Below are 26,284 nucleotides of genomic sequence, written 5' to 3'. Positions count from 1 at the left end.
ATGCCGCATCGCCTGCTCATCAGCAATGGCGGCATCTTTGGTTCAGTGTGTTTACCTGTAGAAAACATATCTGTTAGTGCCGCTTCCCCGCTGGGAGAAGTAGAAATAAATACTTAATATTATTTTTTTAGAGCAACCCTTTTACCAAACATAAACAAGCTTTCACATGTCTAAAAAGAGTACCCTGGCCATCTTGCTGGCCGCCGCTCTGTTAACGCAGGCGCAGGCCCAGACTACCAAGAAGGCCACTCCGGCCAAAAAAGCCACCACAGCCACCAAATCCCAAACTGGCACCCGTAAGATTGAGACAGTAACCCGCAAGGGAAGCGAACTGGTTATTCCTTACGAGAAATACCAACTGGCAAACGGCCTTACCGTGATTGTGCACGAAGACCATTCAGACCCAATCGTACACGTGGATGTGACCTACCACGTGGGCTCGGCCCGGGAAGAGGTGGGCAAGTCTGGTTTCGCGCACTTCTTTGAGCACATGATGTTCCAGGGCTCAGACAACGTAGCCGATGAAGAGCATTTCAAGATCGTCTCTGAGGCCGGCGGAACCCTGAACGGAACCACCAACCGCGACAGAACCAATTACTTTGAGACCGTTCCTTCAAACCAGTTAGAAACCGCGCTGTGGTTAGAAGCTGACCGCATGGGTTTCCTGCTGGATGCCGTAACGCAGCAAAAATTTGAGGTACAGCGTGAGACCGTGAAAAACGAGCGCGGACAGCGCGTAGACAACGCCCCTTACGGCTTGTCTTACGAGAAAGTAAGTGCCGCCCTTTATCCGTATGGTCACCCGTACTCCTGGACCACCATCGGGTACATTGAAGACCTGAACCGGGTAAACGTAGATGACCTGAAGAACTTCTTCCTGCGCTGGTACGGACCTAACAACGCTACCCTAACCGTGGGTGGTGACGTTACCCCTGAGCAAGTAGTAAAGCTGGCCGAGAAATACTTTGGCTCTATCCAGCGCGGACCTGAAGTGAAGAACATGAAGCTGCCTGCGCCGGTATTAGCCCAAGACCGTTACATCTCTTACGAGGACAACGTGCGCTTCCCGCTGGTGCAGATGACCTTGCCAACCGTGCCGGCCAATCACCCGGATGAGCCTGCCCTGGATGTTCTTTCTGACATCATTGGCGGTGGCAGAACCTCTATCATCTACCAGAACATGGTAAAAACGCAGAAAGCCAACCAAGCCGGTGCGTACCATTCTACTTCTGAGTTAGCCGGTGAATTCACGCTTTCAGCGCGCGTACTGCCTAACCAGAACTTAGCTGATGCTGAGAAACAACTGCGCGAAGCCATTGCTGAGTTTGAGAAAAAAGGCGTGACCGATGAGGACATTGCCCGTTACAAAGCTTCCTATGAGGCGAGCATTATCAATAGAATGTCCAGCGTATCTGGCAAGACCTCTACTCTGGCAGCCAACCAGTTCATGACCGGCAACGCGAACCACCTGGTAAAGGAAAGACAGGCGGTAAACGCGGTGACCAAAGCCGACGTAATGCGCGTGTACAACCAGTACGTGAAGGGCAAAAAAGCCGTGATCCTGAGCGTGGTGCCCAAAGGCAAGTCTGAGCTGATTGCCAAAGCCGACAACTTCAAGGTAGACCCAAGCGGTTACAAAGCCCCGGCCGACCAGTACTCTGGCCTGAAATACGTAAAAGCCAAAGATACTTTTGACCGCAGCAAGCGTCCGGCCGCGGGTGCCGTTCCGGCCATCACCGTGCCTCCGTTCTGGAAAGAAAACCTGGCCAACGGCATCAAAGTAATCGGTGCCAAGTCTGACGAAGTGCCTACCGTTACCTTGCTATTCACCCTGCAGGGCGGGCACAAACTGGAAGCCAACGATCCGTCTAAAGCCGGTATCGCTTCTTTGACCGCCTCCATGCTTAACGAGTCATCCCAGAAATTCACCGCCGAGCAAATCAGCAGCGAACTGGAGAAACTGGGTTCCTCTATTGGTTTTGGCAGTGGCGCAGAAAGCATGACTGTCTCTGTATCTTCTCAGGTGAAAAACCTGGATGCTACGCTGGCCCTGCTAGAAGAGCGCATGTTCCACCCGCGCTTTGACGCGGCTGAGTTTGACCGCATCAAGAAACAGCGTTTGGAAGCCATCAAAAACCAGAGCACCCAACCTACCGTGGTTGCCGACAATGTGTACTTAAAAATGCTGTACGGCGAAGGCAACATCCAAGCCATTCCGGTAGCGGGTACCGTGCAGACCGTGGAAAGCATCACCCTGGATGACGTGAAGAAATTCTACGCAAACTACTTCTCACCAAGTGTGACCAACCTGGTAGTGGTAGGTGATGTAGACCAGAAGCAAGTGATGCCTAAACTGGCGTTCCTGAACAAGTGGACTCCCAAGCAGGTGACCATGCCGTCTAACTCCAAAGCAGCCAGCATTGACAAGACCAAAATCTTCATCGTGGACAAAGAGAAAGCCGCCCAGTCTGAGATCAGAATAGGCTACATGGCACTTCCGTACGATGCCACCGGTGAGTACTACAAAGCCAACCTGATGAACTACGTTCTGGGTGGGGCCTTCAACAGCCGCATCAACCTGAACCTGCGCGAAGACAAAGGCTACACCTACGGCGCCCGTTCCGGCTTCAACGGCACCGAGGAAGCTGGTCCGTTCACCGCTATGGCCGGTGTGCGTTCCAATGCCTCTGATGCTTCCGTTGTGGAGTTCATGAAGGAGATCAAGCGCTTCAGGGAAGAAGGTATCACTGATGCTGAATTAGCGTTCATGAAGAACGCCATTGGCCAGGCCGATGCGCGTCGTTATGAGACCTCGTTCCAGAAAGCGGCCTTCCTGAACAACATGCTGCGCTACAACCTTTCTCCTGATTACGTGGCCAAGCAGAACGAGATCCTGCAGAACATCACCAAAGAGGAAATCAACGCATTGGCTAAAAAGTACCTGCCAGTAGATAACATGAGCATTATGCTGGTGGGAGACAAGGCTTCCATCAAACCAGGCCTAGAGAAACTGGGCTACGAGGTGGTGGAACTGGATTCAGAAGGTGCTCCGGTACCCGCTAAAGTGGAAGCCCCAGCCGTAAACGCTGAGCCGAAAAAAGCTGAGCCAACCAAAGGCCGCAAAGCCAGAAAAGAAGGCCGCGTTTTCTAAGCGATTTTGCTGAATCTTCCTGAAAACAGGAGGAGTATATTTTAAAGGCGTTTTCGGGAAAAGACCCCGGAAACGCCTTTTTTCGTTTTCCACCAAGACCCATCAACTTTCCTGTAAACCAACGGGTTACCTAGTTCTACCATCCGGGATTAAATAGAAACAAGGAAGTTCAAATCATGCGGCACCTTCTCTCCTTTTCCATTCTTCTGTTGGCCGTTCTACAGGCCTGCTCCTCTGACCCTGAACTGCAGTTTGAGCAGCCTCAGCCGCTTTTGGGCGAAGAGGAAAAAGCCATTCCGGCCGCTCTTGTGGGGCAGTACCAAAATCCGCAAGACAGCAGCCTGTTGCTCATCACGACCAACGCCGTAGTGCAGCAGGAACAGTTCATCTGCCCTACCGCAATTCAGGAGCTTACCAAAGACTCTGTGGAATACCGGATAGAGAAAGGACACTTCTATTCCTCAGAAAACCCAGAAGGTGTACCAGTGCTGCGGCAAACCCCTGATTCGCTGTATCTTCTTTTCCGTTTGCAAGACACGCTTTACTCCGCAGAGGACCGCTACCGGCTCAGAAAATTCAAGGGCTTGTACGTCCTGAACAAGCAAATAGCGCCTAAGCGGTGGAAAGTGCTGCTCCTGAAACCAAACGGCAGAAAATCCCTGCAACTGCAGCAAGTGGCAGATTCACTGGACCGGGTGAAACTGAAGGAGATTATCACGCTGCGCGAAGCCGAGAACCTGTTTCTGGCCAACCCATCGCAGAAAGAACTGCGCAAGTTTCTGCGGCAAGGCGGCTTCCGGCAGAGAACAACGTTTCTGCGCGTAACATACCCGGCACAACCAGCCAGACCTGCCTTGTCTTCTGCTGCTTCTCAGTTAACCAACCGGTGTTTTCAGCCTGATTTCAGGAAAACAGCTTAAAAACTCTTTTTCAACTGAACGCCTCCGTAAAAATTGCGGCCCGGCGCAGCCTGGAAGTAACGGTTCCCAAAGGCGTTCAAGTCGTTGCCCAGGCTGTAGTCGCGGTCTGTGGCATTGTCTACCCCGCCGTACAGGTCCACGCTCCATTGCTCCAGGAACGTGCGTCGGAAACCGACTCTGGCGCCCAGGATGAAGTAATCTGGGGCGTACACCGTGTTGGCATCGTTGAGCGGAATTTCATCTGAGTAGTTGGCGGTGGCATTCAGGTAGAAACCAGGATTGGTTTCCACATCCAGCCCTGCCACGGCTATGTGCGGTGCGGTACCGGTGAGGCGGTTGCCTGAGAAATCATTCTCGTTCTGTTGGTAATTCCTGAATCTAAAGTGGTTGTAGGTGTACGTACTCCAGAGTCTCACCAGGCTCAAAGCTTCTTCGGGAGCCTGTACAAACGCATACCCAGCCGCTACTTCTACGCCTTGCTGGCGGGTGGCTCCGGCGTTGGCGAATACGGCTACGCCGCTTGGGGTGGTGCGGCTCACAATGGTTTCCTTCAGCTTGAAATGGAAGGCCACCACGTCAAAGGTGAAGCGTTGGTTCAATAGGTTTCCTCTTACACCCATCTCGTAGTTGGTGCCGCGCTCAGGCTGTAACCCGAAGTTGATACTGGCATCTGAAGGACGCACCTCGGCCTCGGTGGGGGGCGAGAACCCGGCACTCACGCTGGCGTGCGCCGATAACGTGGGCGAAATCACTTTCACCAACCCAATGCGGGGCGAGAACTGCGCGTCAATTTTACGGGTTAGTTGATAATTGGGGTTGGTGGCGGCTTCGGAGACGCGGGCGATGTCATACCGCAGGGAGTTCACACTGGCTCCCAGGGTGAGCAGGAAATCCAAAGGCAGATCTACCTCGGCCTGCCCAAAGACAAAGCCTTCTTTTACGGTCACCTCATCGTCATAATTCAGCTTACCGGGCGTACCGGCATTGTTCACGTACTGACGGGCATTGATAAAGCGCCGATGCGCCTCGGCTCCCAGAGTGAAACGGGCCGGAAAGTCTCCTACCATCGTTCGGTAGGTGGTGCGGGTGCGCCCACCGAAGTTCTGGTTCGTGTTCCGCTCGTAATCGGTGACGAAGGGATGGTTGAGGAAACTGAACACGCCAAAGAAAGAGGTAGTGTTGCTCCACCGCTCATTGAACTGGTAGTTATGCACAAAGCCCAGGTTCAGGCCTTCCACGTTGAGCGAAGCATTCTGGTCTTTGTTCAGTTGCCGGGCGGCTCGAGGATTTTGCTCAAACTGCTCGCGGGTGAGGGCACCAGGCAATTCATAGAACAAATCAGAATAGAGGGCATGAAACGAGAAGTTTTGCTTCTGATTTGGGTAGAACTGCCCGGAAAGCAGCAGGGTTTTGCGGTCCATGGCACTTTGCTCGCGGTAGCCGTCCAATGTCTGGCGGTCAAAACGCAGAAGCAGGTTAGATTTCTCGGAGGCCACGCTGGCTCCTACAAACCCTCGGCGCAAACCGTAGGAGCCTACCAAACCACCAGCCATGACGCTGCTCTCGGTGGGTCTTACCGTTTCCAGCAAGACCGTTCCGCCCGTTCCGGCCCCGTACACGCTACCGGCTGGACCTTTGATCACTTCCACGTTGCCAATGGTGGCGGCATCCAGCATGTTCAGCGGAATGGTACCGTTGGCTTCCACCAGGGGCACCTCGTTCAGGTAGATTTTCACATTGCGTACGCCGTAGGGAGCCCGCAGAGAACTGCCTCTAATGGAAAGCCGGTAACTGGCGGTGGCGCGTTCTTCCATGCGTACGCCGGGCAAGGTATTGAGCGCGGGAACCAAGGTAGTCTGCGGAAAGCGCTCCAGATCACGAGGCGAAAGCAGGCCAATAGCCCCGGCGGTTTTCTGCAGGGGCCGACGGGTTTCATAGCCTCTTACCACCACTTCCTGCAAAGCTACGGCCAAAGGCTCCAGCATGATCACAAGCTGTTTGCGGCTCTGCGGTACGGCCAACTTTCGCATGCGGTGAGAAGTGGTGCGTTGCACCAGCAGGGAATCAAACCGAGAGGCAAGCACAATCCGGAACTGACCGGTGGCATCGGTGAGGGTTTGGGTGCCGGTTTTGTCTTCGCTCACCACCGCTCCCTCCAGGGGCTGTTGGGTACGGGCATCCAGCACGCGTCCATTCACGGTGAACTGCGCCGAGGCAGGCAAAATAGAAATCAGGAAAAGAAGCGGGAAAAGGTATTTCATGGTACGTCAATCAAAAAGAACAGCCCTATGCTGCGAGGAAACCAGGCACAACCGTTTCTTGTCTCCGCAGCATCTGACCTAATAAGGAACTGGCGCAAAGGTAAACATTCCGCCTCAGCCCGATTTGCTTACGAAATCTGCCGCCGGTTGACTACAGGATACCATTAAAAAGCTTAGGCTTTGGCGCTCTTCCCTTCCTGCTTTCTGGCAGACTAGGCTTTAAGGCAAAAATTTATCAATGGTCAGGTAATTCCCAATATTATACAAGGGCTTTTCAGGTAGGCTTCTTTGGAGAGAAAACTATCATTGCAAGCTTAGCGCAGTTGGGTTTTACTCAGAATAATTCTAGCCTGCCACAGGCTCTTTTAATTGGATAAAATCTACATAACAGGCTTAGTAGTTATGGTGCAAAAATCCTTCTATATTTGGCCCAAAAAACTAAAAACACCCAAAAAACACCTTTATCTCCATCAATTTATAAGTATGAAAATTATGAGGCAGTTCAGTGTCTTGGACAAGGAAACAGAAGAGTTGATTGATGAAATTCCGATTCCTGATTTCAGCCTAGAAGAAGTAAAAAAAATCATCAAACCCTCTCAATATGATCTAAACTTATACGACTGCTACAAAATCACTGGATGTTTAAAAGAATACTTTGAAAGTATAGGCTTCTGCTTCGATACAGATAACAAATTGTATTTCCTTTGCTGCTACAAAATCCACGAATAGCTATTTGAAGAAACTCCTACTACTTGCATTCCTGCTTTTTTCCTTCCTGCTTATTTTCTTCTATGTTGGATTGCTCTACGACAAGCTTGTCAGGCCGCAGTTCAAGAACTTAGGAACCGAAGGCTTTGTCTTCTGGGGCTTGTTTGTGGCTTTTCTAATCATCTGGGATGTTGTGATCATCCGGTGGTTTATCAGACAGAGAAAGAAAAACAAAACCCAGTTTTAGGAACTCAACGCATGAGGTGTGTAGTGGCTACCTGCCGCACATATCTCATGCCTGGGGTTTCTACCCGCATCAGAAAGGGAGCGGAGACCCTACCCTGGCGATGTAAAGCTTTCCGCTACTTTTTTTCATATCCAGTAACAACTCCATATAGAAATTTTGATATCTTCCATTCAGGCTTCTATCGTATAGTAGTTTGGTTCTGAATACCCCTGGTCACTGCTGCACCTGCAACGTCTGAAGCAGGCACTCCAGAAATTTTGGGAAAGAAACGGCCGCACATAGCCTTATAGAGGAAGATTGATGGAAAAAGACTTAACCAATGCTATTTCCCCTACGCACGCGCCTAAACTGAGAGAGTTAGCGGCCACGGCCATTTGCGGGAACGATATTACGTCTTCGTGTCTGTACGTGTCGGCGCTTGCTATTCTTTACGCGGGGCAGTACGCGTGGGTGGCGCTTCTGATGGTGGGTGGGGTTCTGTACCTCTTCCGGAGCATCTATGCCGAGGTGGTGGGTGCCCTCCCCTTGAACGGCGGGGCCTACAACGCCTTGCTCAATACCACCAGCAAGAGTACCGCTTCCCTGGCCGCCTGCCTTACTCTGCTGTCTTACATGGCCACGGCCGTGATCTCTGCCACCGAGGCCATGCACTACGTACATCACCTATGGGAGGGCCTTCCCATCATGTACGCCACCATCGGGTTGCTGGCTTTCTTTATGGGCCTGACCATTATGGGTATCGGGGAATCATCCATTGTGGCCATCATTATCTTTATCACCCACATTACCACGCTTACCCTGCTGGTATTGGTGGGCTTCTTTTATCTGTTTAACCACGGTTTTGATACGCTGGCCCTCAACTACAGCCAGCCTTTGCAAGGAAGCATTTGGCGGGCCCTGTTCTTCGGGTTTGCGGCGGCTATGCTGGGGATTTCGGGGTTTGAGAGTTCCGCCAACTTTGTGGAGGAGCAAGCGCCGGGCGTATTCCCCAAAACCCTGCGCAACATGTGGCTGGCGGTTACCATTTTTAACCCGTTAACGGCGTTCCTGGCCATAGCCATTGTGCCCATGGCGACTATACCAGAACACCAGGCCGCGTTGCTGGCCTACCTGGGAGAAGTAGCGGGCGGTCATTGGCTGGCCATCCTTGTCTCGGTGAATGCCGCGATGGTACTGAGCGGCGCCGTGCTTACTTCCTACGTGGGGGTAACGGGCCTGGTGCACCGCATGACCCTGGACCGCTGCCTGCCCCAGTTTCTCCTGACCACCAATAAACGAGGCTCCGCTTACCTGATCATGATCAGCTTCTTTCTGCTGTGTGTCTCCATTCTGTTGATCACCCGCGGCGATATCGGGGCCCTGGCAGGCGTGTACACCATCTCCTTCCTTTCCGTGATGGCCTTGTTTGGGATTGGCAATATTCTGCTGAAAATACGCCGGAATCGGCTTCCGCGGCCGGTACGTGCTACTGGCATTGTTCTGTTTGTGGCTATTTCTGCGGTGCTTGTGGCCCTGGTGGGGAACGCTATCCTGAACCCCGCCTATCTGGTAGTGTTCCTCAAGTACTTTATCCCAACGGTATCGGTGGTGTTTATCATGCTGTTCCGGATCAGGCTGCTGCGACTTTTCACGTATTTGCTGCAGCAGATAGAAGGGCCTCTGGAGAAGATACTGCCGCTTACCTCGTACAACCTCATGCGCCTGATCCATAAAATCAGATCGCAGGAATTCGTCTTTTTCACCCGCGGCGACAACATCGCCAACATCAACAAGGTGATGCGCTACATTGTGCAGAACGAGCAAACAAAGAAAATAAAGATTGTGAACGTGCTGCGGGAAGGCGAAGAACCACCTACCAAACTGATGCACGAGGTAGAAGTGCTGGATCGGGCTTATCCAGAACTGGAGGTAGATTTTGTGGTACTCAGGGGGCACTTCGGGCCGCAGCTGATCCAGGAGCTCTCCACCAAGTGGAACATCCCCAAAAACTTCATGTTCATTGGCTCTCCCGGAGACCGGTTCATCTACGGCCTGCAAGAGTTAGGCGGTGTACGGTTGGTGATCTAAGGCTTGGTGCGTTTAAGCTTGTTATTTTGCCCCTCAACCTGCTTACAAAACACAAATCCCCGGCATGGGTGCCGGGGATTTGTGTTTTAGGGCTATTTCTGTGAAAACAGCTCTGAAACGGATATCAACCGATGGCTTGAACGAGGAAGTAGTTACTTAGCCACTGCCTTCTTCACCGCCGGGGCTACCACCGTGCCTAGTAGTTCAATGGCGCGGAGCACTTTCTCGTGCGGCAAGGTGCCCACGCTGATGTGGAACAGGAAACGGGTGTTCCCGAACAGCTCGTACTCCCACAGAATCTTGTCAATCACTTGCTGCGGGCTGCCTACCAGCAAGGAACCCTCGGGGGCGCGCATCATCTCAAACTGCTCCCGGTTCATAGCCGACCAGCCCCGCTCCCGGCCTATCTGGCTCATGAGGTAGGCATAGGGTCCGTAAAATTCATCAGCGGCTTTCTGGGAATCATCCGCGATGTAGCCGTGCGAGTTGATGCCTAATTGGAACTTCGCCTGGTCATGGCCGGCTTTGCGGTAGACTTCTTTGTACAGATTGGTGAACGGCACAAACCGCTCCGGCGAGCCGCCGATGATGGCCAGCGCCATAGGCAGACCGTTGCTGGCCGCCCGCACCACCGATTCCGGTGTTCCGCCCACGGCTACCCAAATGGGTAGTTCTTTCTGGTGCGGCCGGGGGTACACGCCCAGGTTGTCAATGGCGGGCCGGTGCTTGCCTTTCCAGGTTACTTTTTCGGTTTTGTTCAGCAGCATGAGCAGTTCCAGCTTCTCAGAGAACAGCGTATTGTAGTCTTTCAGATCTTGCCCGAAAAGCGGAAAAGACTCAATAAACGACCCACGCCCGGCCATGATCTCGGCCCGGCCCCCGGACAGCAGATCAACGTGGGCAAAGTCCTGGAATACCCGCACCGGATCATCGGAACTGAGCACCGTCACCGCGCTGGAAAGTTTGATGTTCCTGGTCTTCACCGCCGCTGCCGCGAGCACTACAGCCGGTGAGGAAACAATAAAATCGGGCCGGTGATGCTCGCCAATGGAGAAAACATCCAGCCCCAGTTGGTCGGCCAGTTCTATCTCCTCCATCAGGTTGCTCATCCGCTCATAGGGGCTCAAGAGTTTGCCGGTCTCGGGGTTGGGGGTGTTTTCAACGAACGTGGTAATGCCTATTTCCATAAATCAATGTTACTACATCTTTTTGTGTAAGTAAAGCCCTGCAGTAAATTGTCTCTACGAAAGCCTGCCCGAATGGCTCCTGTTTTTATCCACACCAAACAGGTTCAGAGCACTTCGTTCCCCTGGATCTATCCTTACTTGTGCACCTTCTGGTGGGCAAAGCCTGCTCTGCCCCAAGTACCTGATTCTGAAAATTCTTCTTGCCAATCTGCCAGGTATTTAGTTTTTTAAAGTAGGAAAAAACCAAACCCGTATGCTGGACCTTGTCATTGAAGCCCGAAAAGCATCGCTGGCCCCCGGAATGGATGTGCGCCGGATTCTCCCCTTCCGCCTGCGCCGCATGGTGGGGCCTTTCATCTTCATGGACCATGCCGGTCCGGTAGACATTCAGCCGCCGTTGGTGCAGTCTTTGGATGTGCTGCCGCACCCGCACATCGGCCTGTCTACAGTCAGTTACCTGTTTGGCGGCCAGGTCACGCACCGCGATAGTCTGGGCGTAGAGCAGATCATACGCCCGGGCGAGGTGAACTGGATGACGGCCGGCAGCGGCATTGCCCACTCAGAGCGCTTTGAGGACCCGGCTACCCTGGCGGGCGGCGAACTGGAGATGATCCAGACCTGGGTGGCCCTGCCCGAGAAAGACGAGGAAGCCGCGCCCGCCTTTGACAACTACAGACCCGAGCAACTGCCCATCTACACCGATTCCGGTGTGTGGATGCGCCTGATTGCCGGCGATGCCTTCGGGTTGCGGAACAACGTCAAGACGCATTCGCCGCTTTTTTACCTGCACGTGATCCTGGACCAGGACGCGCGCTTTGGCCTGCCTCAGGAACATGCCGAACGCGGCATTTACATTGCCAAAGGAAGCCTGGAAGTAGCCGGCAGAACCTACGGCGCCGGGCAGATGCTGGTGTTCAACAAAGGCGTAGACCCGGTACTCACCGCCAAAGAACCCACCACGCTCATGATGCTGGGCGGCGAACCGCTGGGCGAACGGTTTATCTGGTGGAACTTTGTCTCCTCCCACAAGGAACGCATTGAACAAGCCAAAGCCGATTGGAAGGAAGGTCGCATCCTGCTTCCGCCCAATGACAACTCTGAATATGTGCCGCTGCCCGAAGACAAATCCCGCCCGGCCGGCAGTCCCTCGCCACAAGCCCTTTCCTGAGAAAATCACTTCAAAAGACTCTGAACTGAACGACTGTGAACGCCTCCCTGCCACGGTTCCTTTGTCTCGCGCTGGTGCTTCTCTTGTTTGGATTCCAGGCAATAGCCCAGCGGAAAGAGATTCTGGTGGAAGTCAACAGGAACATTGAGCTGCTGAGCACGCTCAACAACCAGATCTCCACGGCTTTCCTGAAAGACTCCGCAGAAGATCCTTATCTCTACAGAACCACCCGCCTGATGCGGCTCAACTATGAGCACTTCAAGCCCTACAAAGACCATCCGGCGGTGGTGGCTACCCAGCGCATGTCAGACAAGATTGGGACCGGGGTGTATCTGCTGGGCCTTTTTTACACTGATTTCCCGAAACCAGCCCTAAAACACCCGATTTCTGAGGTAATCCTCCGGGAGATCCATCCTAATCTTGACTCGGCGAATTTGCTGGTGCAGGAGTACTTCAGGCTGGCTTCCCGGTTTTACCAGGAGGCTAGTTTTGAGAAGTACTTCGCCCAGAACCAACTGCTTTACAAACTGGCCAAAGAGGAAGTGCAGCGCAACCTGCCCGGGGCCAACTTCATCCCGGCGCTGGAAGCCTACTACGGCGCCAAGAAAGACAGCTACCATTTGGTGGTCATGCCTTCCTTCAAATCGGGTTGGGGGCTTTCCTGGCAGATCCAGCACAACGGCCAGGTACACATCTACAACATTGCCGCGCCGCTGCAGGAGCAGCGCCTTGGTGCCGGGGCAAAGGTGCTGGAAGCGGGCTACGATAATCCGGCAGAGATCCGGAATTTATCGGTACATGAGTTCGGGCATTCGTTCGTGAACCCGCTCACGTCGCAGCCTCGCCTTGCGGAGCAGATCAACCGATACCAGCACCTGTTCAAACCTATTCCTAACCAAGGGCAATATTCTGATTGGCTTACCTCATTCAACGAGCACCTGGTCCGGGCCGGCGAGATCAGGATTGCCCAGCAGATGGGGAACCAGCAGGAAAGCCAGAACCTGCAACGCGCCTACCAGGACTGGATGTACCTGCCGCATTTCCTGCAACAACTGCAGCACTATGAGCAGAACCGCAAGCAATACCCCCGCCTGGAAGACTACCTGCCGGTACTTATTGCTTCCTTGGGTGCTTTGCAAGCGAAGTAGCCGCTTTCCTGGCCTTTGAAACTTCGCTGTCATGTATCATTTTAGGGCTCTTTTAAGAAAATCAGGCCTGAAAAGCAGCGAGGGAGAATAAAAAGAAAACCTCAATTTTACAGGCACTCACCGCAACCGAAAAAGTAACATGAACGCACAACCGCTACTCGCCTACATCAGAAACTACATTGACCTGACGGAGGAGGAGGAAACCATTCTGCTTTCCAGGGTTAACTCCCGCAAGTACCTGAAAGGCCAGTTTGTGGTGCAGCAGGGCGATGTGTGCCGTTATGAGAACTTTGTGGTGTCTGGCTGCCTCAAGACGTTCTACACCGATCAGGAAGGCCAGGAACACATTGTGATGTTCGCGGTTGAAAACTGGTGGACCTCTGATCTGGGCAGCTTCATTACCCAAACCCCGGCTTACTACAACGTGCAGTGCCTGGAAAACTCTGAGGTAATGCAATTCTCCTATGAGAACCTGGAGCAGCTCTACCAGGAAATCCCCAAGCTGGAACGCTTCTTCCGGATTATTCTCCAGAAAGCGTACGTGGCCTCTGAGAAGCGCATTATCCAGAACTTCAGTTCCACGGCCAAAGAACGGTACCTGCGGTTCAGGGCGCAGTACCCGCAGATTGAGCAACGGGTGCCGCAGTACATGATCGCCTCGTATTTGGGCATCACCAAGGAGTTTCTGAGTAAGCTGCGCCACCAGCTCATTCTGGAGCAGTGACATTAATCTAGGTTAACCTCCTTTCTTAACCTAGTTCATTTCGGGCCTGGCGGCGCTCTATGATCTTTGTAACAATCAATTAACCCAAAGATCATGGAAACATTACTCCAAAAAATCAGCGACCTGAACGACCTGGTGCTTCAGGACAAGGCTTTAGAAGCCTTTGAAAAGTATTACCACCAAGACGTGGTGATGCAGGAAAACGACCACCTTCCCACCGTGGGCAAAGCCGCCAACCGCCAACGCGAAGAACAGTTCTTCCACTCCATCACCGAGTTCCGGTCGGCCAAGCCGTTGAAGGTGACCGTGGGCGAAGGCGTGAGCATGGTAGAATGGCACTACGATTACACCCACAAAGACTGGGGGGTGCGCAACTACACCCAGGTATCGGTGCAGGAATGGCAAGACGGTCAGATCATCAAGGAGAAATTCTACTACAACGCCTAAGCCCGAAGAACCATGAAAAAGTTATTCTTTGAGACCGATGCGTCCTGGTCTCTTTCCATCCTGAGAATCTTGTTAGGCGTGGTGGTGCTAGCGCACGGCGCGCAGAAATTGCTGGGCCTCTTCGGCGGATACGGCTTCACCGGCACCATGACCTTCTTCACCGATACCATGGGTCTGCCCTGGCTCGTAGGGTTCGTAATCATCCTGCTGGAATCTGTGGGCGCCGTGGCGCTGATTGCGGGTATTGCCACCCGGTTCATTGCTTTCGCTTACACGCTGCTGGCCCTGGGCATTGTGTTCACTACGCACATCCAGAATGGGTTCTTCATGAACTGGTTCGGGAACATGGCCGGCGAAGGTTATGAGTACTTCCTGCTGTGGATTGGCATGTCCCTGGCCCTGTTCATCTCGGGTGGCGGCAAGTACTCCCTGGACCGGGTGATCAGCCCGAAACAAAAATCCTCCCACGCCTGACGGAGAATCTGCGATTAGGCCTACGATGAAGCCAGTGACGATAAAAGCGTTTCCATCGTCACTGGCTTCATCCAATAAAGAATTCTGGAATTCCTGCCAGAAACGGCACAGTTCACCTTTCCTGCTGTTTTAAGGTCCTTTTAACTGAAACAAGCTTGAAATCGCAAACTTCAGCAAGGTTAGGGGTGCCGGCAGGTTCCGTTGTCAAGAGTATTCGAACGGTGATTGAATTCGCATTATACCCCAGAAACAGAACCCTCTATCAACTCTAAAAACATGGACCTTCCTACCCAAGTAGAAGTAACTATCTTGAACGCCTTTACTGACCACAACACTGGCGGAAACCCGGCCGGAGTGGTGTTAAACGCTGACCACCTTACCAATGCACAGAAGCTGCAGATTGCGGCTAAACTGGGATTATCTGAAACTGCTTTTGTCTCAAGCTCAACGGTGGCAGATTTCAAGCTTGATTTCTTTACGCCTACCCGGCAAATTGCCCACTGCGGGCATGCCACCATTGCTACTTTTTCTTACCTGAACCAGCTGGGTAAAATCAAAAGTCAGCATTCTTCCAAGGAAACGATTGACGGTACCAGAGCCATTTTGCTGGAAGGAGAACAGGCTTTCATGGAGCAACCGAAGCCCTCCTACCTGGAGATAAACGCCAGAGCCGGGGAGATACTTGCCTCCTTGTCCTTACAAGAGGAAGACCTGTTAGCCGGAGCTCCCATCATGATTGCCAGTAGCGGAAATTCCTTTGCCCTTATTCCGGTCTCGGGGCCACAGGCACTCGCCAGGATCATTCCAGATCTTGCCTTGATTCATAGAATCAGTGAAGAACTTGATTTGATCGGCTATTATGTTTTCTGCACCCAGACAGAAGAACCCGGTAGAGATGCCAGTACCAGAATGTTTGGGCCCAGGTACGGTATAGAAGAAGAAGCCGCTACGGGAATGGCGGCCGGGCCTCTGGCTGCTTACCTGTATGATGTCCTGCATGTAAAGAAACAGCAGTTCCTCATTCAACAAGGGCACTTTATGCCAACTCCTTCGCCTAGCTTGCTCACTGCCAATTTAACGGTGACAAATGGAGAAATTGAGAAAATAATGGTTGGAGGAAAAGGCGTTTCCACGCGTCGGGTTTCCTTCAGTATTGAATAGAATGAAAGCAGTTGTTCTGAAAGGATTTGGCGGCGCCCACAACTTTGTAATTGAAGAAGTAGCCATGCCCCAAAACACCGCCAGAAATGTATTGGTGAAGATCAAAGCCACTGCCTTCAACCCCATTGACTACCAAATGCGCCAGGGGGCAACAGAAAGCAAACTGCTTAGCTCGCCAATTCTGGGGAGAGAATTGTCTGGGATTGTGACAGCAGCAGGAAGCGAGGTGGATGCATTTTCAGAAGGCGATGAAGTGGTGGCTTATGTGGGAAGCCTGGGCTCGAACGGCACGTACGCAGAATACATCAGCATTCCGCAGGAACTCCTTGCCCTCAAGCCCCGGAACATTAGCTTTGAGCAGGCGGCCGCCCTGCCCATGGTGGGGCTTACGGCCCTGCAATGCTATGAGCGCTTGGCCGCTGCCAAACACCACTCCCTGTTCATTGGAGGTGGCGCTGGCGGCGTGGGCACCATGCTGATAAAGCTGTTCATCTCTAACGGCTACCGCCAAATCATTACTGCGGCCGGAAGCAGTGAAAGCAAAGACCATTTGCTCAGCTTAGGCGTTCCAGAAGAAAATATTCTGGAATACAGAAGCCCCGTATTCGCCCAAAATCTATTAGCCCGCAACAACGGTCGCCCCTTTGATTACTGCATTGATCTGGTAGGCGGCGAAATCTCAGAAGTCTGCAGTGAGGTTCTCAAAGTAAACGGTGTCTACACTGACATCACATACCTGGCAACCAATAAGGCGAAAGAGCTTTTGTTTGACAAAGGAGCCACCATTGTCAGTATCTCAAACTACGCCTACACGTTAAGCGGAAACCGATCTGATTTAGCCTATTATGGCCGGCAGCTCCAAAAACTTCTTCACCTGATTGACCTGGAACAACTCACGCCACCTCCCATCCATCTTGTGGGCGGGCTTTGTGTTGAGAGCGTGCAGCAAGCTCACTCCCTGTTGGAAAACAACCAGGCAAAGGGCCGGAAGTTGGTGATGAAGATCGCCTGAAAAAACCAGCCCCGATTCTGGCCTGTTTACGTTAAAACAGACCAGAATCGGGGCCAAATCACTTAAAGAGTTGCATGCCTATGGGCAAGCTTCCCTTTGCAATTCCTTTACTTGCTTAAAGCCAATGTGCCTTCCACCGTTTTCTTGCTTTTTTTGGTAGCCGCATCTGACTGACCTCCGCCTACGCTAATGGTCACGTTACCGGGCAGGTGTCGGGCCGTACCGTCTACATCAATCACCGTTAAGTCTTGCGGACGAAGCGTAAACGTCACCACTTTGCTTTCGCCGCGTTTCAGGCTGATGCGTTCAAACCCTTTCAAGGCTCTGATAGGTGTTTTGTAGCCGTTCACCTGGCGGTTGAGGTACAGCTGCACCACTTCTTCGCCGTCCCTTTTGCCGGAGTTGGTCACGCGCACGCTCACGGTTACCGGGGTGTTCACTTTGCTTTCTTTAGGCAGCTCCAGTTTGTCATAGGTGAAGGTGGTATAGCTAAGGCCATGCCCAAAACCATACAGCGGTTGCCCTTTGAAGTAGCGGTAAGTGCGGTTCTCCATGGAGTAGTCGCCGAAGCCTGGCAGATCTGCATCGCTTTTGTAGAAGGTCACCGGCAAACGACCGGCAGGGTTGTAGTCCCCGAACAGCACATCAGCGATGGCCGTACCTGCACTCTGACCCGCATACCAGGCGTTCACGATGGCCGGGATGTTCTGGGCTTCCCACGGAATAGCGATGGCGCTACCGGTCATCATCACGAACACCACAGGCTTGCCGGTGGCTTTGAGTTCTTTCATGAGATCGGTCTGCACTTTGGGCAACAGGATGGAGGTGCGGTCGCCGCCGTTGAAGCCGGGCTCGTTCACTTTCATCTCCTCACCTTCCAACTGCGGCGAGATACCGCCCACGTAGATGATGGCATCGGCGTCTTTCACGCGGTTGGCCAAGGCCTTGAAATCTGACTTGGCCAGGTTACCGGCGCGCAGCTGCACCGAGGCTTTGCCGCCATCCTGGTTGTATTCCAGTACCAGGCGGTAGGTTTTGCCTTGCTGCGTAGCCAGTTTAAAGCTCTTCGCACCCCAGCGGTTACGGGTCCAGGCGTTGAGCTGCTCTTTGCCGTCTACCAACAGGCGGTAGCCGTCATCGCCTTCTACTTCCAGGGTAATGGAGCCGGTGTTTTTGGCGGTGAAATCTGTGGTGTAGCGGGCCGAGAAGTTATAGGCTTTCATGGTACCTACCACGGTCTCGCCTTCCTGCCAGAAGTTGTTGATCTCGGCTTCCTGGCGGGTGGCTACCGGCTGACCTTTCAGTTCGGCGTTGTTGAAGTACTCGGCTTTCACGCCGGGTTTGCCCTCAAAACTCAGCTGCGACTTAATATCGGTGTAGACCAGCAGGGTGTCTTTGGTGAAGGTAGAAGCCCGCTCGTACACCACTTGCGTACCGGTGCCTACTTTGTTTTTGATCCCCTGCAGGGCGGTCACAATCTCAGAAGGAATCCCGTTGTAGTTCCCCAGCACGGCAATCGGGTTATCGGCGTTAGGACCGATCACAGCGATTTTCTTCAGGTTCTTCTTGAGTGGCAGAGTGTTCTTGTCGTTTTTCAGGAGCACCATAGACTGCTGCGCCATTTTAAGCGAGTGGGCCTTGTGCGGAGCGCTTTCCAATACGTCGGGCGAGGTCTGCGCGTATTTCACCATGGCGGCCGGATCAAACATGCCCAAACGGAAACGGATGGTGAACAAACGCTTCACCGATACATCAATCATGCGCTCAGTGATCTTGTTTTCCCGCACAGCTTGCACCAGGGCCTTGTACGCATCGGTACCGCAGTCAATGTCGGTGCCGTGCATCACCGCGTCAGCTGAGGCTGAGGCAGCGTCTGGGTGCGTTTTGTGGTTCTTGAAGAAGTCGTCAATGGCCCAGCAGTCAGAGGTGACATAGCCGGTGAACTGCCACTGGTTGCGCAGGATATCGTTCATGAGCACATCGGAGCCGCAGCAAGGCTGGCCTCTGAAGGCATTGTACGCGCACATCACCCCGGCTACTTTGGCGTTCACCACCAGTTCTTCAAAAGCGGGCAAATAGGTATCCCACAGGTCATAGTTGGTAGCGGTGGCGTTGAACACGTGGCGCTCGGGCTCCGGACCGCTGTGCACGGCGTAGTGCTTGGCGCAGGCCGCCGCTTTCAGGTATTTGGGGTCATCGCCCTGCAAGCCGCGCACAAACGCCCGGCCCAGCATGGCGGTAAGGAACGGGTCCTCGCCATAGGTTTCCTGTCCGCGGCCCCAGCGTGGATCCCGGAAGATGTTGATGTTAGGCGTCCAATAGGTCAGACCCACGTAGCGCTGTCCGCTTTTACCCTCCTGAATGGCTTTGTTGTAAATGGCACGGCCTTCCAGGGCGGAGAAATCGGCCATGACCTGCAGGGAAGTGGTGTCAAAGGTAGCGGCCATCCCGATGGCCTGCGGGTACACGGTCACTTTGTAAGGCGTACGGGCCACGCCGTGCAGCACCTCGTTCCACCAGTCGTAACTGGGAATGCCCAGGCGGTCAATGGCCGGGGCCGAGTTGAGCATCTGCGCCACCTTCTCTTCCAGGGTGAGGCGTGAGACCAGATCGTTCACCCGGGCCTCAATGGTGAGGGACGGGTCCTGGAACGGATACGCATATTTTTCTTCTTTTTTAGCGGAGGTAAACGCCGCTATGCCAACGATGGCACTGAGAAAGACAAAAAGAACCGCTTTTTTCATGAAACAAGGGAAATTTAGCCCAGAAATAGTGGATGAACCCGTAAGTTGGTGATTTTTTCAAAAACTTCCGCTTAAAACGGAGCAATATTGCTGAAATAGCAATGTATTTTTTAGGGATCACTCTTTTCAAAAACCGCTGCTTCTGCCTATCGTTTCACGCTTGTTTTTCAGAAACTCGGCTCAAAACAGGTACCTTGAAATACCTACGTCTCGGGGCTGCTGGTTGGTTTTGCCCTGGGTTTGCCAGAACGGGCTAAAAACAACTCCCGCTATAATAAATGAGCATTGCAGATTGTACCGCCAGAAATTTCATTTAGGGGAAACAATTGCTAACTTAGGTAGCCACTCACCGCTATCTCCTCTCATCACCAGATAGCAAAAACGCCTCCTTCCCCGCGTACTAAGGACCTTCCGCTTTTTCCCTTAATCCATGAAAAGAAGCAGGTTTTTACGCACCCTCCTGGCCGCCACTCCCCTGTTCTCCTTCACCGGCCTAACACTACGCGCCCCTGATCCAGTTAAAGGGTTCAAAGTGAATGTTGGCGAGGGAAGATACCACGGGCACCTGCGTTTGCGGGGAGTCAATTCCAATGTGCTGGATGTAAAGGTATCGGGAAAAGACACCAACGGGGCGCTGGCCATCTTTGAGCAAACCAGCTTATCGCCCCTGCGGGGCACGCCCTTGCACGTGCATCCCGGGCAGGATGAGGTTTTCCGGGTGCTGGAGGGCGAGTACCTCTTCCAGGTGGGCGCAGACAAATACCGCCTCGGTCCGGGCGATACTATTTTCCTGCCCCGGAAAGTCCCGCACGCCTGGACCCAGGTAAGTTCTACCGGCAAGATGACGGTGCTGGTGCAACCCGCCGGTAAACTGGAAGAATTCTTTGTGACGATGGCCGCTTTCCAAGGAGAACCCACGCCGGAACAGATTGCCCAAATTTTTCTCCAGCATGAGATGGAGATTGTAGGCCCCACGCTGGCGGTAGACTAATCTGTGCGCTACCTGCCCTTTTCAGCTCTTCGGTTCCTTTATGAAAGGTATGACTGCTGCTTGAAACGCGTTTTTCTCCTCAAATCAGAAAAATCATGCAAAAACGTATCCGCTTGTTTCTGGCCTTGATCCCGTTGCTGCTTTCCCTTGAACTGGCAGCGCAGAAGACCCAACAGAAGAGCCAGCTTCCCGCGCTCATTGACCGGGAACTCTTCTTCGGGGACCCCGAGATCATCAACGCCCAACTCTCCCCAGACGGTGCTTACATCGCCTTCATCAAACCCTACAAAGGCACCCGCAACATCTGGGTGAAGAAGCGCGAAGAGCCTTTCTCGGCCGGCAAACCCATGACCGCTGATTCCATCCGCCCCATCAATGCCTACACCTGGTCCAGAGACGGGAAAAACCTGCTCTACATCCAGGACAAAGGCGGCAATGAGAACTTCCAGTTGTATGCCGTGCAACCCAGTCAGGCACCGGCTGCCGGGCAGGCGCTTCCCCCTACCCGCGCCCTCACCAATGTGCCTAACGCCCGCGTGATGATCCAGCATATGTCCCGCTCAGAGCCCAACATTATGTACATCGGCCTGAACGACCGCGACAAAGCCTGGCATGACCTGTACCGCCTGGACATTACCACCGGCGAGAAGACCCTGGTACGGCAGAACACCGACCGCATCACCGGCTGGACCTTTGAATGGAACGACAAACTGCGGCTGGCCACCCGCTCAGCCCCGGACGGCTCCACCGAGATCCTGCGCGTGGATGACCAGGGCCTGAAGCCCATTTACAGCGCCACCGTGTTTGAGACCAGTGCTCCCGTAGGGTTCCACAAAGACAACCAGCGCTTCTACCTGAGAACCGATACCGGCAACCGCAACCTGCAGCAACTGGTGTTGTTTGACCCCGTCACCCTGAAAGAGGAACTGGTGGAAACCGATCCCAAGAACCGGGTGGATGTAGGCCAGGTGCGTATTTCTGAGGTCACCCACGAGCCTATCTTCATCAACTACCAGGATGACAAGCTGCGCCGCTACTGGAAAGACCAATCCTATGAAAAGAACTTCAGCCCGATAGAGAAAAAGTACGCCGACAGAATGGTGTTCCCCGGCTCGGCTACCCTGTATGAACAGTACTGGATGGTGCATGTCGTCAGTGATGTGAACCCCGAGGAAGTGTACCTGCTGGACCGCAAAACCCAGCAATTGACCTTCCAATACCGGCCTCGGCCCAAGTTACCGGTGAAGGATCTGGCGCCCATGCAGGTGATCCGGTACAAATCATCTGACGGTTTGGAGATTCCCGCGTACCTCACCTTGCCCAAAAACAGCCCAGGTAAAAACCTGCCCCTGATAGTGGTGCCGCACGGTGGCCCCTGGGCACGTGATATGTGGGGCTACAACAGCTACCACCAGTTCCTGGCCAACCGGGGCTACGCGGTTCTGTCGCCCAACTTCCGGGGCTCTACCGGTTTCGGGAAGAAATTCCTGAACGAGGGCAACAAGCAATGGGGCCAGAAAATGCAGGACGATATCACCTGGGGTGTGAAACACCTCATTGCGCAGGGCACCGTTGACCCCAAACGGGTGGGCATCATGGGCGTCTCGTACGGCGGCTACGCAACCCTGGCCGGACTGGCCTTTACCCCCGATGTGTATGCCGCCGGGGTCTCTATTGTGGGCCCGTCCAACCTGATTACCCTTCTGAACACCATTCCGCCCTACTGGGAATCTATCCGGAAGATGTTCGCGCAACGCATGGGCGATGCCAGCACCCCACAGGGCAAAGAACAGCTCATGCGGCAATCGCCGCTGAACTCCGCGGATAAAATCAAGGCCCCGCTGCTGGTGGTGCAGGGCTCCAACGACCCACGGGTGAACAAAGCCGAGTCTGACCAGATTGTGGTGGCCCTCCGCACCCGCGGTTTTCCGGTAGAGTACCTGGTGGCCCCAGACGAAGGCCACGGTTTTGCCCGGCCGGTGAACAACATGGCCATGCTGGCTGCCGCTGAGAAATTCCTGGCCAAGCACCTGGGCGGCCGCTACCAGGAATCCATGTCTCCGGCGGTAGCCACCCGCTTGAAAGAGATCACCGTTGACGTGAAAACCGTAGCCATTACCACTCCTAAAAGCGAGTAAAGTAAGCGGCTACCCATCTTCTTATCATTGCAAAAAGGTTCTGGTTTCCTCTGGCAGTCTTTCCATGTAATTGGGAAAGCACTTGTTCAGGGAAACCAGAACTTTTTGATTTTTAAAACATTTGGGCAAAGAATCCATTTGTTCCCAACTGGGCACGTTCGTCACTCAGCCATTAAATGCTGTTTCAGTAACATTTTGCTAATAGCAGTATATGTAACACTAGCCGGAATAGTGATGATGAGCCAGAGCAGAAAATCAGCCATCAGGCCTTGAATATCTTTTATGAAGCCTTGCCACGCTGCAAGTCCTACTGCTATGCCTACTATGGCCCCAATCAAGAGGATTACCACACTTTGCCAAGCCCACTTTTTACCGTTGGCAAAGTATGATTTCAACCGGAAAGCATTGATGCCGCCAATTGCCAGGTACATAAACAGAATATCAAAAGGAATGTACAGGGTGTAATATCCTAACCAGAAAGCGGCCGGAATGATGATCAGGAAATATCCTAAATCGGTGAAGTTGCCCCGGTCAAATTTGAGTTGCAAGGCTTTGTTCTGCAGCAGATTCAAAATAAAAGCAAAGGCCAGTAGAGAGGCGGTGTGGGCAGCAAATTGCACCGGAGTTAAATCAACCCCATGCCTACCGGTAGTGCCGTGCGAAATAGCGGTGTGCAACAAACCCATGCCCAGCACATTAGCCAGGACATGGTTGGTTTGCCAGGTTTTCAGGAAAGCCTGGTTACGGTTTACTTCTGTTTTAGCGGAAGTGAAAGGGATGGTAGTTTCCATAGTTTATCAAAAATTAAAGTTAATGACCGTCATGGTCAGCAACCGGAACCTAGCTCTTGAGCGCTTCTACTTGTATCTTCCAAATGGTTGAATGTAGATAGCAAGAAGGTTTAAGTTGCTGATTACCTGACAAAACTACAGAGGACACATCCCTGAACTCGTTGACTTAAGTTAAGATTTTGCGGGGCGTCAAAATTCTTTTCCTGATGCGGCTCAAACTTTCCGGACTGATGCCCAACATGCTGGCGATATACTTTTGCGGCACGCGCCGGAACAATTGCGGGTTCTGTTCCAGCAGGGTCAAGTAGCGTTCTTCGGGTTTATCAGAAGTAAGCGAAGCCGCCCTGGCCGAGGCAGCCTGGGCAGATTTCTCCGCCATTAAGCGTCCTAAGGATTCAAAAAGCGGACTCTGCTGGTAAAGTGAATCCAGATTAGGTTTGGTAATGGTTAAGACCAAAGAATCTTCCAAGGCCTGCGAGTTACTGATGGAGGGGAGGCGGTTGTAAAAGCTGTCATAATCGGTGAAAAACATGTTTTCCAGCGAAATACCGCAGGTCTTTTCTTCGCCGTCTTTACAGAAAAAGTGGCGTATGGCACCGTGGCTAAGGAATCCGATGACAGGACAAATCTCTCCGGCTCCCCATAAAAATGCTTTCTTCCGCAGTTGTACCGGCTTAAAGTAGACATCTATCAAGGCCAGATCCTGAGCGGGCATGCTAATGGTCTGGCGACAAAATTGTTTCAGGCCCTCGGTCATATCTAGAATGGGTTGAAAATGGAATAGGCAGCAGGTAATCAGCAGTAGAAAAACAACAACAGCGGCTTAGTATCAGTAATTTACAAATAATACAGGCTCTATACAACAACCTGCTACTTACCATAGAAAAGCAAAGAACACAGACACTATAACCGCTCTGCAATCACTTCTCCTGTGATTTTCTCAACAGTTTCTGAGGCCAAACCAACGCTTGCCTGAGTTTGCTTCCTCTCTATAGGCTTCCAGGTAACTCTTCTACAAACAAACATGAGGTGAGCCCTAATTAAAGGTCATGCGTTCTATTGGATAGATACCACCACAAAGATTTAGTTAGCAACAGGAGAATATATTCTCAACCTTCAATAGAAGATGTAACTTGCTAATCAACTAGTGAATGGATGAGCCGGTAAATGCAAACCGGCTGCTTATTCTTTTTTCTAAACCGGGCAAAGAAGCCAAATGAAAGAGCTGCAACCATACAATGGATTAATCAAGCAAATTGGTGAGTTGCTCCAAGCGGGGCGTGCCCAAGCAGGTAGGGCCATCAACACCATTCTGGTGCAGACCTATTGGCAGATTGGCAAACACATTGTAGAATTTGAGCAAGGCGGAAAAGCGAAAGCCGAGTACGGTTCTGAGCTGTTAAACCGTCTAGCCAAAGACCTGACCCTAGAATTTGGCAAAGGCTTTAGCCGGTCAAATCTGTTTCAGATCAGGCAATTCTATCTCCGGTTTCCAAAAGTCCAGACACTGTCTGGACAATTAAGTTGGAGCCACTACTCTGAGATTTTGAAAGCTGACAATGACCTTGAAATCAGCTTTTACGCGAAGCAATGCGAAAAAGAAAATTGGAGCGTGCGCGAGCTGAAACGCCAAATGAAAAGCATGCTGTTTCATAGGTTAGCTTTAAGCAAAGACAAAGCTGGCGTTTTGCAAATTGCAGAACAGGGAGCCGATATTCAAAAGCCGGCTGATATCATCAAAGACCCATATGTTTTTGAGTTTCTAGGCATCCCGCAGCAATACCAGTACCAAGAAGGCGAACTAGAAGAAAAACTGATCCGGAATTTAGAGGAGTTTCTGTTGGAGTTGGGCAAAGGCTTTGCTTTCATTGGCCGCCAGTATAAAATCAGTTTGGCTAACCGGCATTTCTTTGTGGACCTGGTTTTTTACCACCGCATCCTTAAATGTTTTGTGTTGATTGACCTGAAACGCGGCGAAATAGAACACAACGACATCGGGCAGATGAACCTATACCTGAACTACTTCGCCAAAGAAGAAAACGTGGAAGGCGACAACCCGCCCATCGGGATTGTATTAGGCGCTTACAAAGACCACATTTTAGTAGAATACGCCACTGAAAACATCAGCAACCAGCTTTTTGTAAGCAAGTACCAACTGTACCTTCCTGATAAAGCGTTGCTTTCTGCGGAGTTGGAGAAACTGCTGGAAGGATAGTAGTAAATCAAGCCTTTATTGGCCAATTATACTTCAACCACATACTATGTTTGTTAACCCGACTCCGGTTATTAGTCATTTTTGGTTGTAAACAGGATGTTTTACTCCATTCATGGTGCCAATAACCGGAATAGTTCCTTATACACAGTAGTTGGCAAAAATTATAATAATGAAAAAAGGCTTCTTTACGCTTTTAATTACAATACTTATCGTTGGAATTGCAAACGGGCAAACTTATGAAGAAAGAAGAAAAGTAATTGTATCACCAGGCGTTTCTTACCAAGGACAATTCTTTGGAGAGTTTAATCTTATGTATTCAAAACTTTGGGGAGAACATTTTGGAACATTTCTCATTGGCCCAAGATTAGGAATAGAGACAAATTTCAACCCGACAAACTTCATCTACGCTCCCAAAATCGGATACGAAATATCTGGATTGCTATTTTCAACACGAGCCAACATGGTCGGATACATTGAAAATGAAAATCTGGACTTGCGACTATTGCCTGAATTGGGCACAAGTTTATTAGGCTTGGTCAATCTCAATTACGGATATAATATTCCTTTGAAAACTTTTAGAGCAACCGATGTTTCAAAGCACAGAGTAACGTTAACTGCAAATGTTGACATTGAATTATGGGAAAGGTTGAAAAAATAACTTTTGCCAACAATGCATAAACATCATGCTACGGCCGACGGCCTAGCACGTTGTTTATACGAGACCGTTGGG

Annotated in this window: 21 protein-coding genes and 1 pseudogene; 17 read left to right on the top strand and 5 right to left on the bottom strand. The window is 52.1% G+C overall.

Annotation, left to right across the window (positions count from 1 at the left end):
- Window positions 1-166 precede the first annotated feature (166 nt).
- The 3 genes and pseudogenes from JT719_RS25645 to JT719_RS14670 form a co-directional block, all read left to right on the top strand.
- Window positions 167-1,363 (top strand): annotated as a pseudogene (locus tag JT719_RS25645) (M16 family metallopeptidase); the annotation flags it as partial.
- Between the two features lie 153 nt (window positions 1,364-1,516).
- On the top strand, window positions 1,517-3,151 hold the full coding sequence (locus JT719_RS25640; RefSeq protein ID WP_423227978.1) for a M16 family metallopeptidase: 1,635 nt from the start codon (window positions 1,517-1,519) through the stop codon (window positions 3,149-3,151).
- A 176-nt stretch (window positions 3,152-3,327) separates the two neighbouring features.
- Window positions 3,328-4,071: a hypothetical protein gene (locus tag JT719_RS14670; protein WP_207434072.1), complete on the top strand. Its 744-nt coding sequence runs from the start codon at window positions 3,328-3,330 to the stop codon at window positions 4,069-4,071.
- Here the strand turns inward: JT719_RS14670 and JT719_RS14665 are convergent.
- Window positions 4,068-6,332 (bottom strand): TonB-dependent receptor, encoded by a 2,265-nt coding sequence (locus JT719_RS14665; RefSeq protein ID WP_207434071.1) that lies wholly within the window; start codon window positions 6,330-6,332, stop codon window positions 4,068-4,070. The genes JT719_RS14670 and JT719_RS14665 overlap by 4 nt on opposite strands.
- A 402-nt stretch (window positions 6,333-6,734) precedes the next feature.
- Here JT719_RS14665 and JT719_RS25635 point away from each other — a divergent pair, with 402 nt between their 5' ends.
- The 3 genes from JT719_RS25635 to JT719_RS14655 all read left to right on the top strand — a co-directional run bounded on the left by JT719_RS25635 (window position 6,735) and on the right by JT719_RS14655 (window position 9,354).
- Window positions 6,735-7,061 (top strand): DUF7683 domain-containing protein, encoded by a 327-nt coding sequence (locus JT719_RS25635; RefSeq protein ID WP_423227977.1) that lies wholly within the window; start codon window positions 6,735-6,737, stop codon window positions 7,059-7,061.
- Window positions 7,062-7,065: 4 nt separating this feature from the next.
- The gene (locus JT719_RS14660) at window positions 7,066-7,287 is read left to right on the top strand and encodes a hypothetical protein (RefSeq protein ID WP_207434070.1); all 222 of its coding nucleotides are present in this window, start codon (window positions 7,066-7,068) and stop codon (window positions 7,285-7,287) included.
- A gap of 300 nt (window positions 7,288-7,587) precedes the next feature.
- Window positions 7,588-9,354 carry an APC family permease gene (locus JT719_RS14655; protein ID WP_207434069.1) on the top strand — a complete coding sequence of 589 codons (1,767 nt, stop codon included), beginning with the start codon at window positions 7,588-7,590 and terminating at the stop codon, window positions 9,352-9,354.
- Window positions 9,355-9,506: 152 nt separating this feature from the next.
- Here the strand turns inward: JT719_RS14655 and JT719_RS14650 are convergent, their stop codons facing one another.
- A complete protein-coding gene (locus tag JT719_RS14650; RefSeq protein WP_207434068.1) occupies window positions 9,507-10,541 on the bottom strand; it encodes an LLM class flavin-dependent oxidoreductase in 1,035 nt (344 codons plus the stop codon).
- 253 nt (window positions 10,542-10,794) lie between these two features.
- Between JT719_RS14650 and JT719_RS14645 the strand changes: the two genes are divergently transcribed.
- The 7 genes from JT719_RS14645 to JT719_RS14615 all read left to right on the top strand — a co-directional run bounded on the left by JT719_RS14645 (window position 10,795) and on the right by JT719_RS14615 (window position 16,675).
- The gene (locus JT719_RS14645; protein WP_207434067.1) at window positions 10,795-11,709 is read left to right on the top strand and encodes a pirin family protein; all 915 of its coding nucleotides are present in this window, start codon (window positions 10,795-10,797) and stop codon (window positions 11,707-11,709) included.
- 35 nt (window positions 11,710-11,744) lie between these two features.
- Window positions 11,745-12,857 carry a DUF4932 domain-containing protein gene (locus tag JT719_RS14640; RefSeq protein ID WP_207434066.1) on the top strand — a complete coding sequence of 371 codons (1,113 nt, stop codon included), beginning with the start codon at window positions 11,745-11,747 and terminating at the stop codon, window positions 12,855-12,857.
- Between the two features lie 139 nt (window positions 12,858-12,996).
- The gene (locus JT719_RS14635; RefSeq protein WP_207434065.1) at window positions 12,997-13,581 is read left to right on the top strand and encodes a Crp/Fnr family transcriptional regulator; all 585 of its coding nucleotides are present in this window, start codon (window positions 12,997-12,999) and stop codon (window positions 13,579-13,581) included.
- 93 nt (window positions 13,582-13,674) lie between these two features.
- Entirely contained in the window at window positions 13,675-14,028 is a 354-nt protein-coding gene (locus JT719_RS14630; protein ID WP_207434064.1) for a nuclear transport factor 2 family protein, read from the top strand.
- Window positions 14,029-14,040: 12 nt separating this feature from the next.
- Entirely contained in the window at window positions 14,041-14,502 is a 462-nt protein-coding gene (locus tag JT719_RS14625; RefSeq protein ID WP_207434063.1) for a DoxX family protein, read from the top strand.
- Window positions 14,503-14,778: 276 nt separating this feature from the next.
- Window positions 14,779-15,663: a PhzF family phenazine biosynthesis protein gene (locus tag JT719_RS14620; protein ID WP_207434062.1), complete on the top strand. Its 885-nt coding sequence runs from the start codon at window positions 14,779-14,781 to the stop codon at window positions 15,661-15,663.
- Window position 15,664: 1 nt separating this feature from the next.
- Entirely contained in the window at window positions 15,665-16,675 is a 1,011-nt protein-coding gene (locus JT719_RS14615) for a quinone oxidoreductase family protein (RefSeq protein ID WP_207434061.1), read from the top strand.
- Between the two features lie 107 nt (window positions 16,676-16,782).
- Here JT719_RS14615 and JT719_RS14610 read toward each other — a convergent pair whose 3' ends face one another.
- Entirely contained in the window at window positions 16,783-19,419 is a 2,637-nt protein-coding gene (locus JT719_RS14610; protein WP_207434060.1) for a glycoside hydrolase family 3 C-terminal domain-containing protein, read from the bottom strand.
- Between the two features lie 430 nt (window positions 19,420-19,849).
- Here JT719_RS14610 and JT719_RS14605 point away from each other — a divergent pair, with 430 nt between their 5' ends.
- Window positions 19,850-20,410 carry a cupin domain-containing protein gene (locus JT719_RS14605; RefSeq protein ID WP_207434059.1) on the top strand — a complete coding sequence of 187 codons (561 nt, stop codon included), beginning with the start codon at window positions 19,850-19,852 and terminating at the stop codon, window positions 20,408-20,410.
- 95 nt (window positions 20,411-20,505) lie between these two features.
- Window positions 20,506-22,548 (top strand): S9 family peptidase, encoded by a 2,043-nt coding sequence (locus JT719_RS14600; protein ID WP_207434058.1) that lies wholly within the window; start codon window positions 20,506-20,508, stop codon window positions 22,546-22,548.
- A 161-nt stretch (window positions 22,549-22,709) separates the two neighbouring features.
- Here the strand turns inward: JT719_RS14600 and JT719_RS14595 are convergent, their stop codons facing one another.
- Both JT719_RS14595 and JT719_RS14590 read right to left on the bottom strand, forming a co-directional pair.
- Entirely contained in the window at window positions 22,710-23,339 is a 630-nt protein-coding gene (locus tag JT719_RS14595) for a hypothetical protein (protein ID WP_207434057.1), read from the bottom strand.
- A 166-nt stretch (window positions 23,340-23,505) separates the two neighbouring features.
- Entirely contained in the window at window positions 23,506-24,096 is a 591-nt protein-coding gene (locus tag JT719_RS14590) for a Crp/Fnr family transcriptional regulator (RefSeq protein WP_207434056.1), read from the bottom strand.
- 459 nt (window positions 24,097-24,555) lie between these two features.
- On the opposite strand from JT719_RS14590, the gene JT719_RS14585 reads away from it, so the two are divergent.
- Together JT719_RS14585 and JT719_RS14580 are read left to right on the top strand one after the other, a co-directional pair.
- Window positions 24,556-25,554 carry a PDDEXK nuclease domain-containing protein gene (locus tag JT719_RS14585; protein WP_207434055.1) on the top strand — a complete coding sequence of 333 codons (999 nt, stop codon included), beginning with the start codon at window positions 24,556-24,558 and terminating at the stop codon, window positions 25,552-25,554.
- Between the two features lie 169 nt (window positions 25,555-25,723).
- A complete protein-coding gene (locus JT719_RS14580; protein WP_207434054.1) occupies window positions 25,724-26,212 on the top strand; it encodes a hypothetical protein in 489 nt (162 codons plus the stop codon).
- Window positions 26,213-26,284: the final 72 nt, after the last annotated feature.

This window comes from Sabulibacter ruber (assembly GCF_017355955.1).
GTDB lineage: Bacteria > Bacteroidota > Bacteroidia > Cytophagales > Hymenobacteraceae > Nibribacter > Nibribacter ruber_A.
Note: the sequence above shows the minus strand (reverse complement) of the source record. Positions and strands in the feature narration are given on the sequence as shown.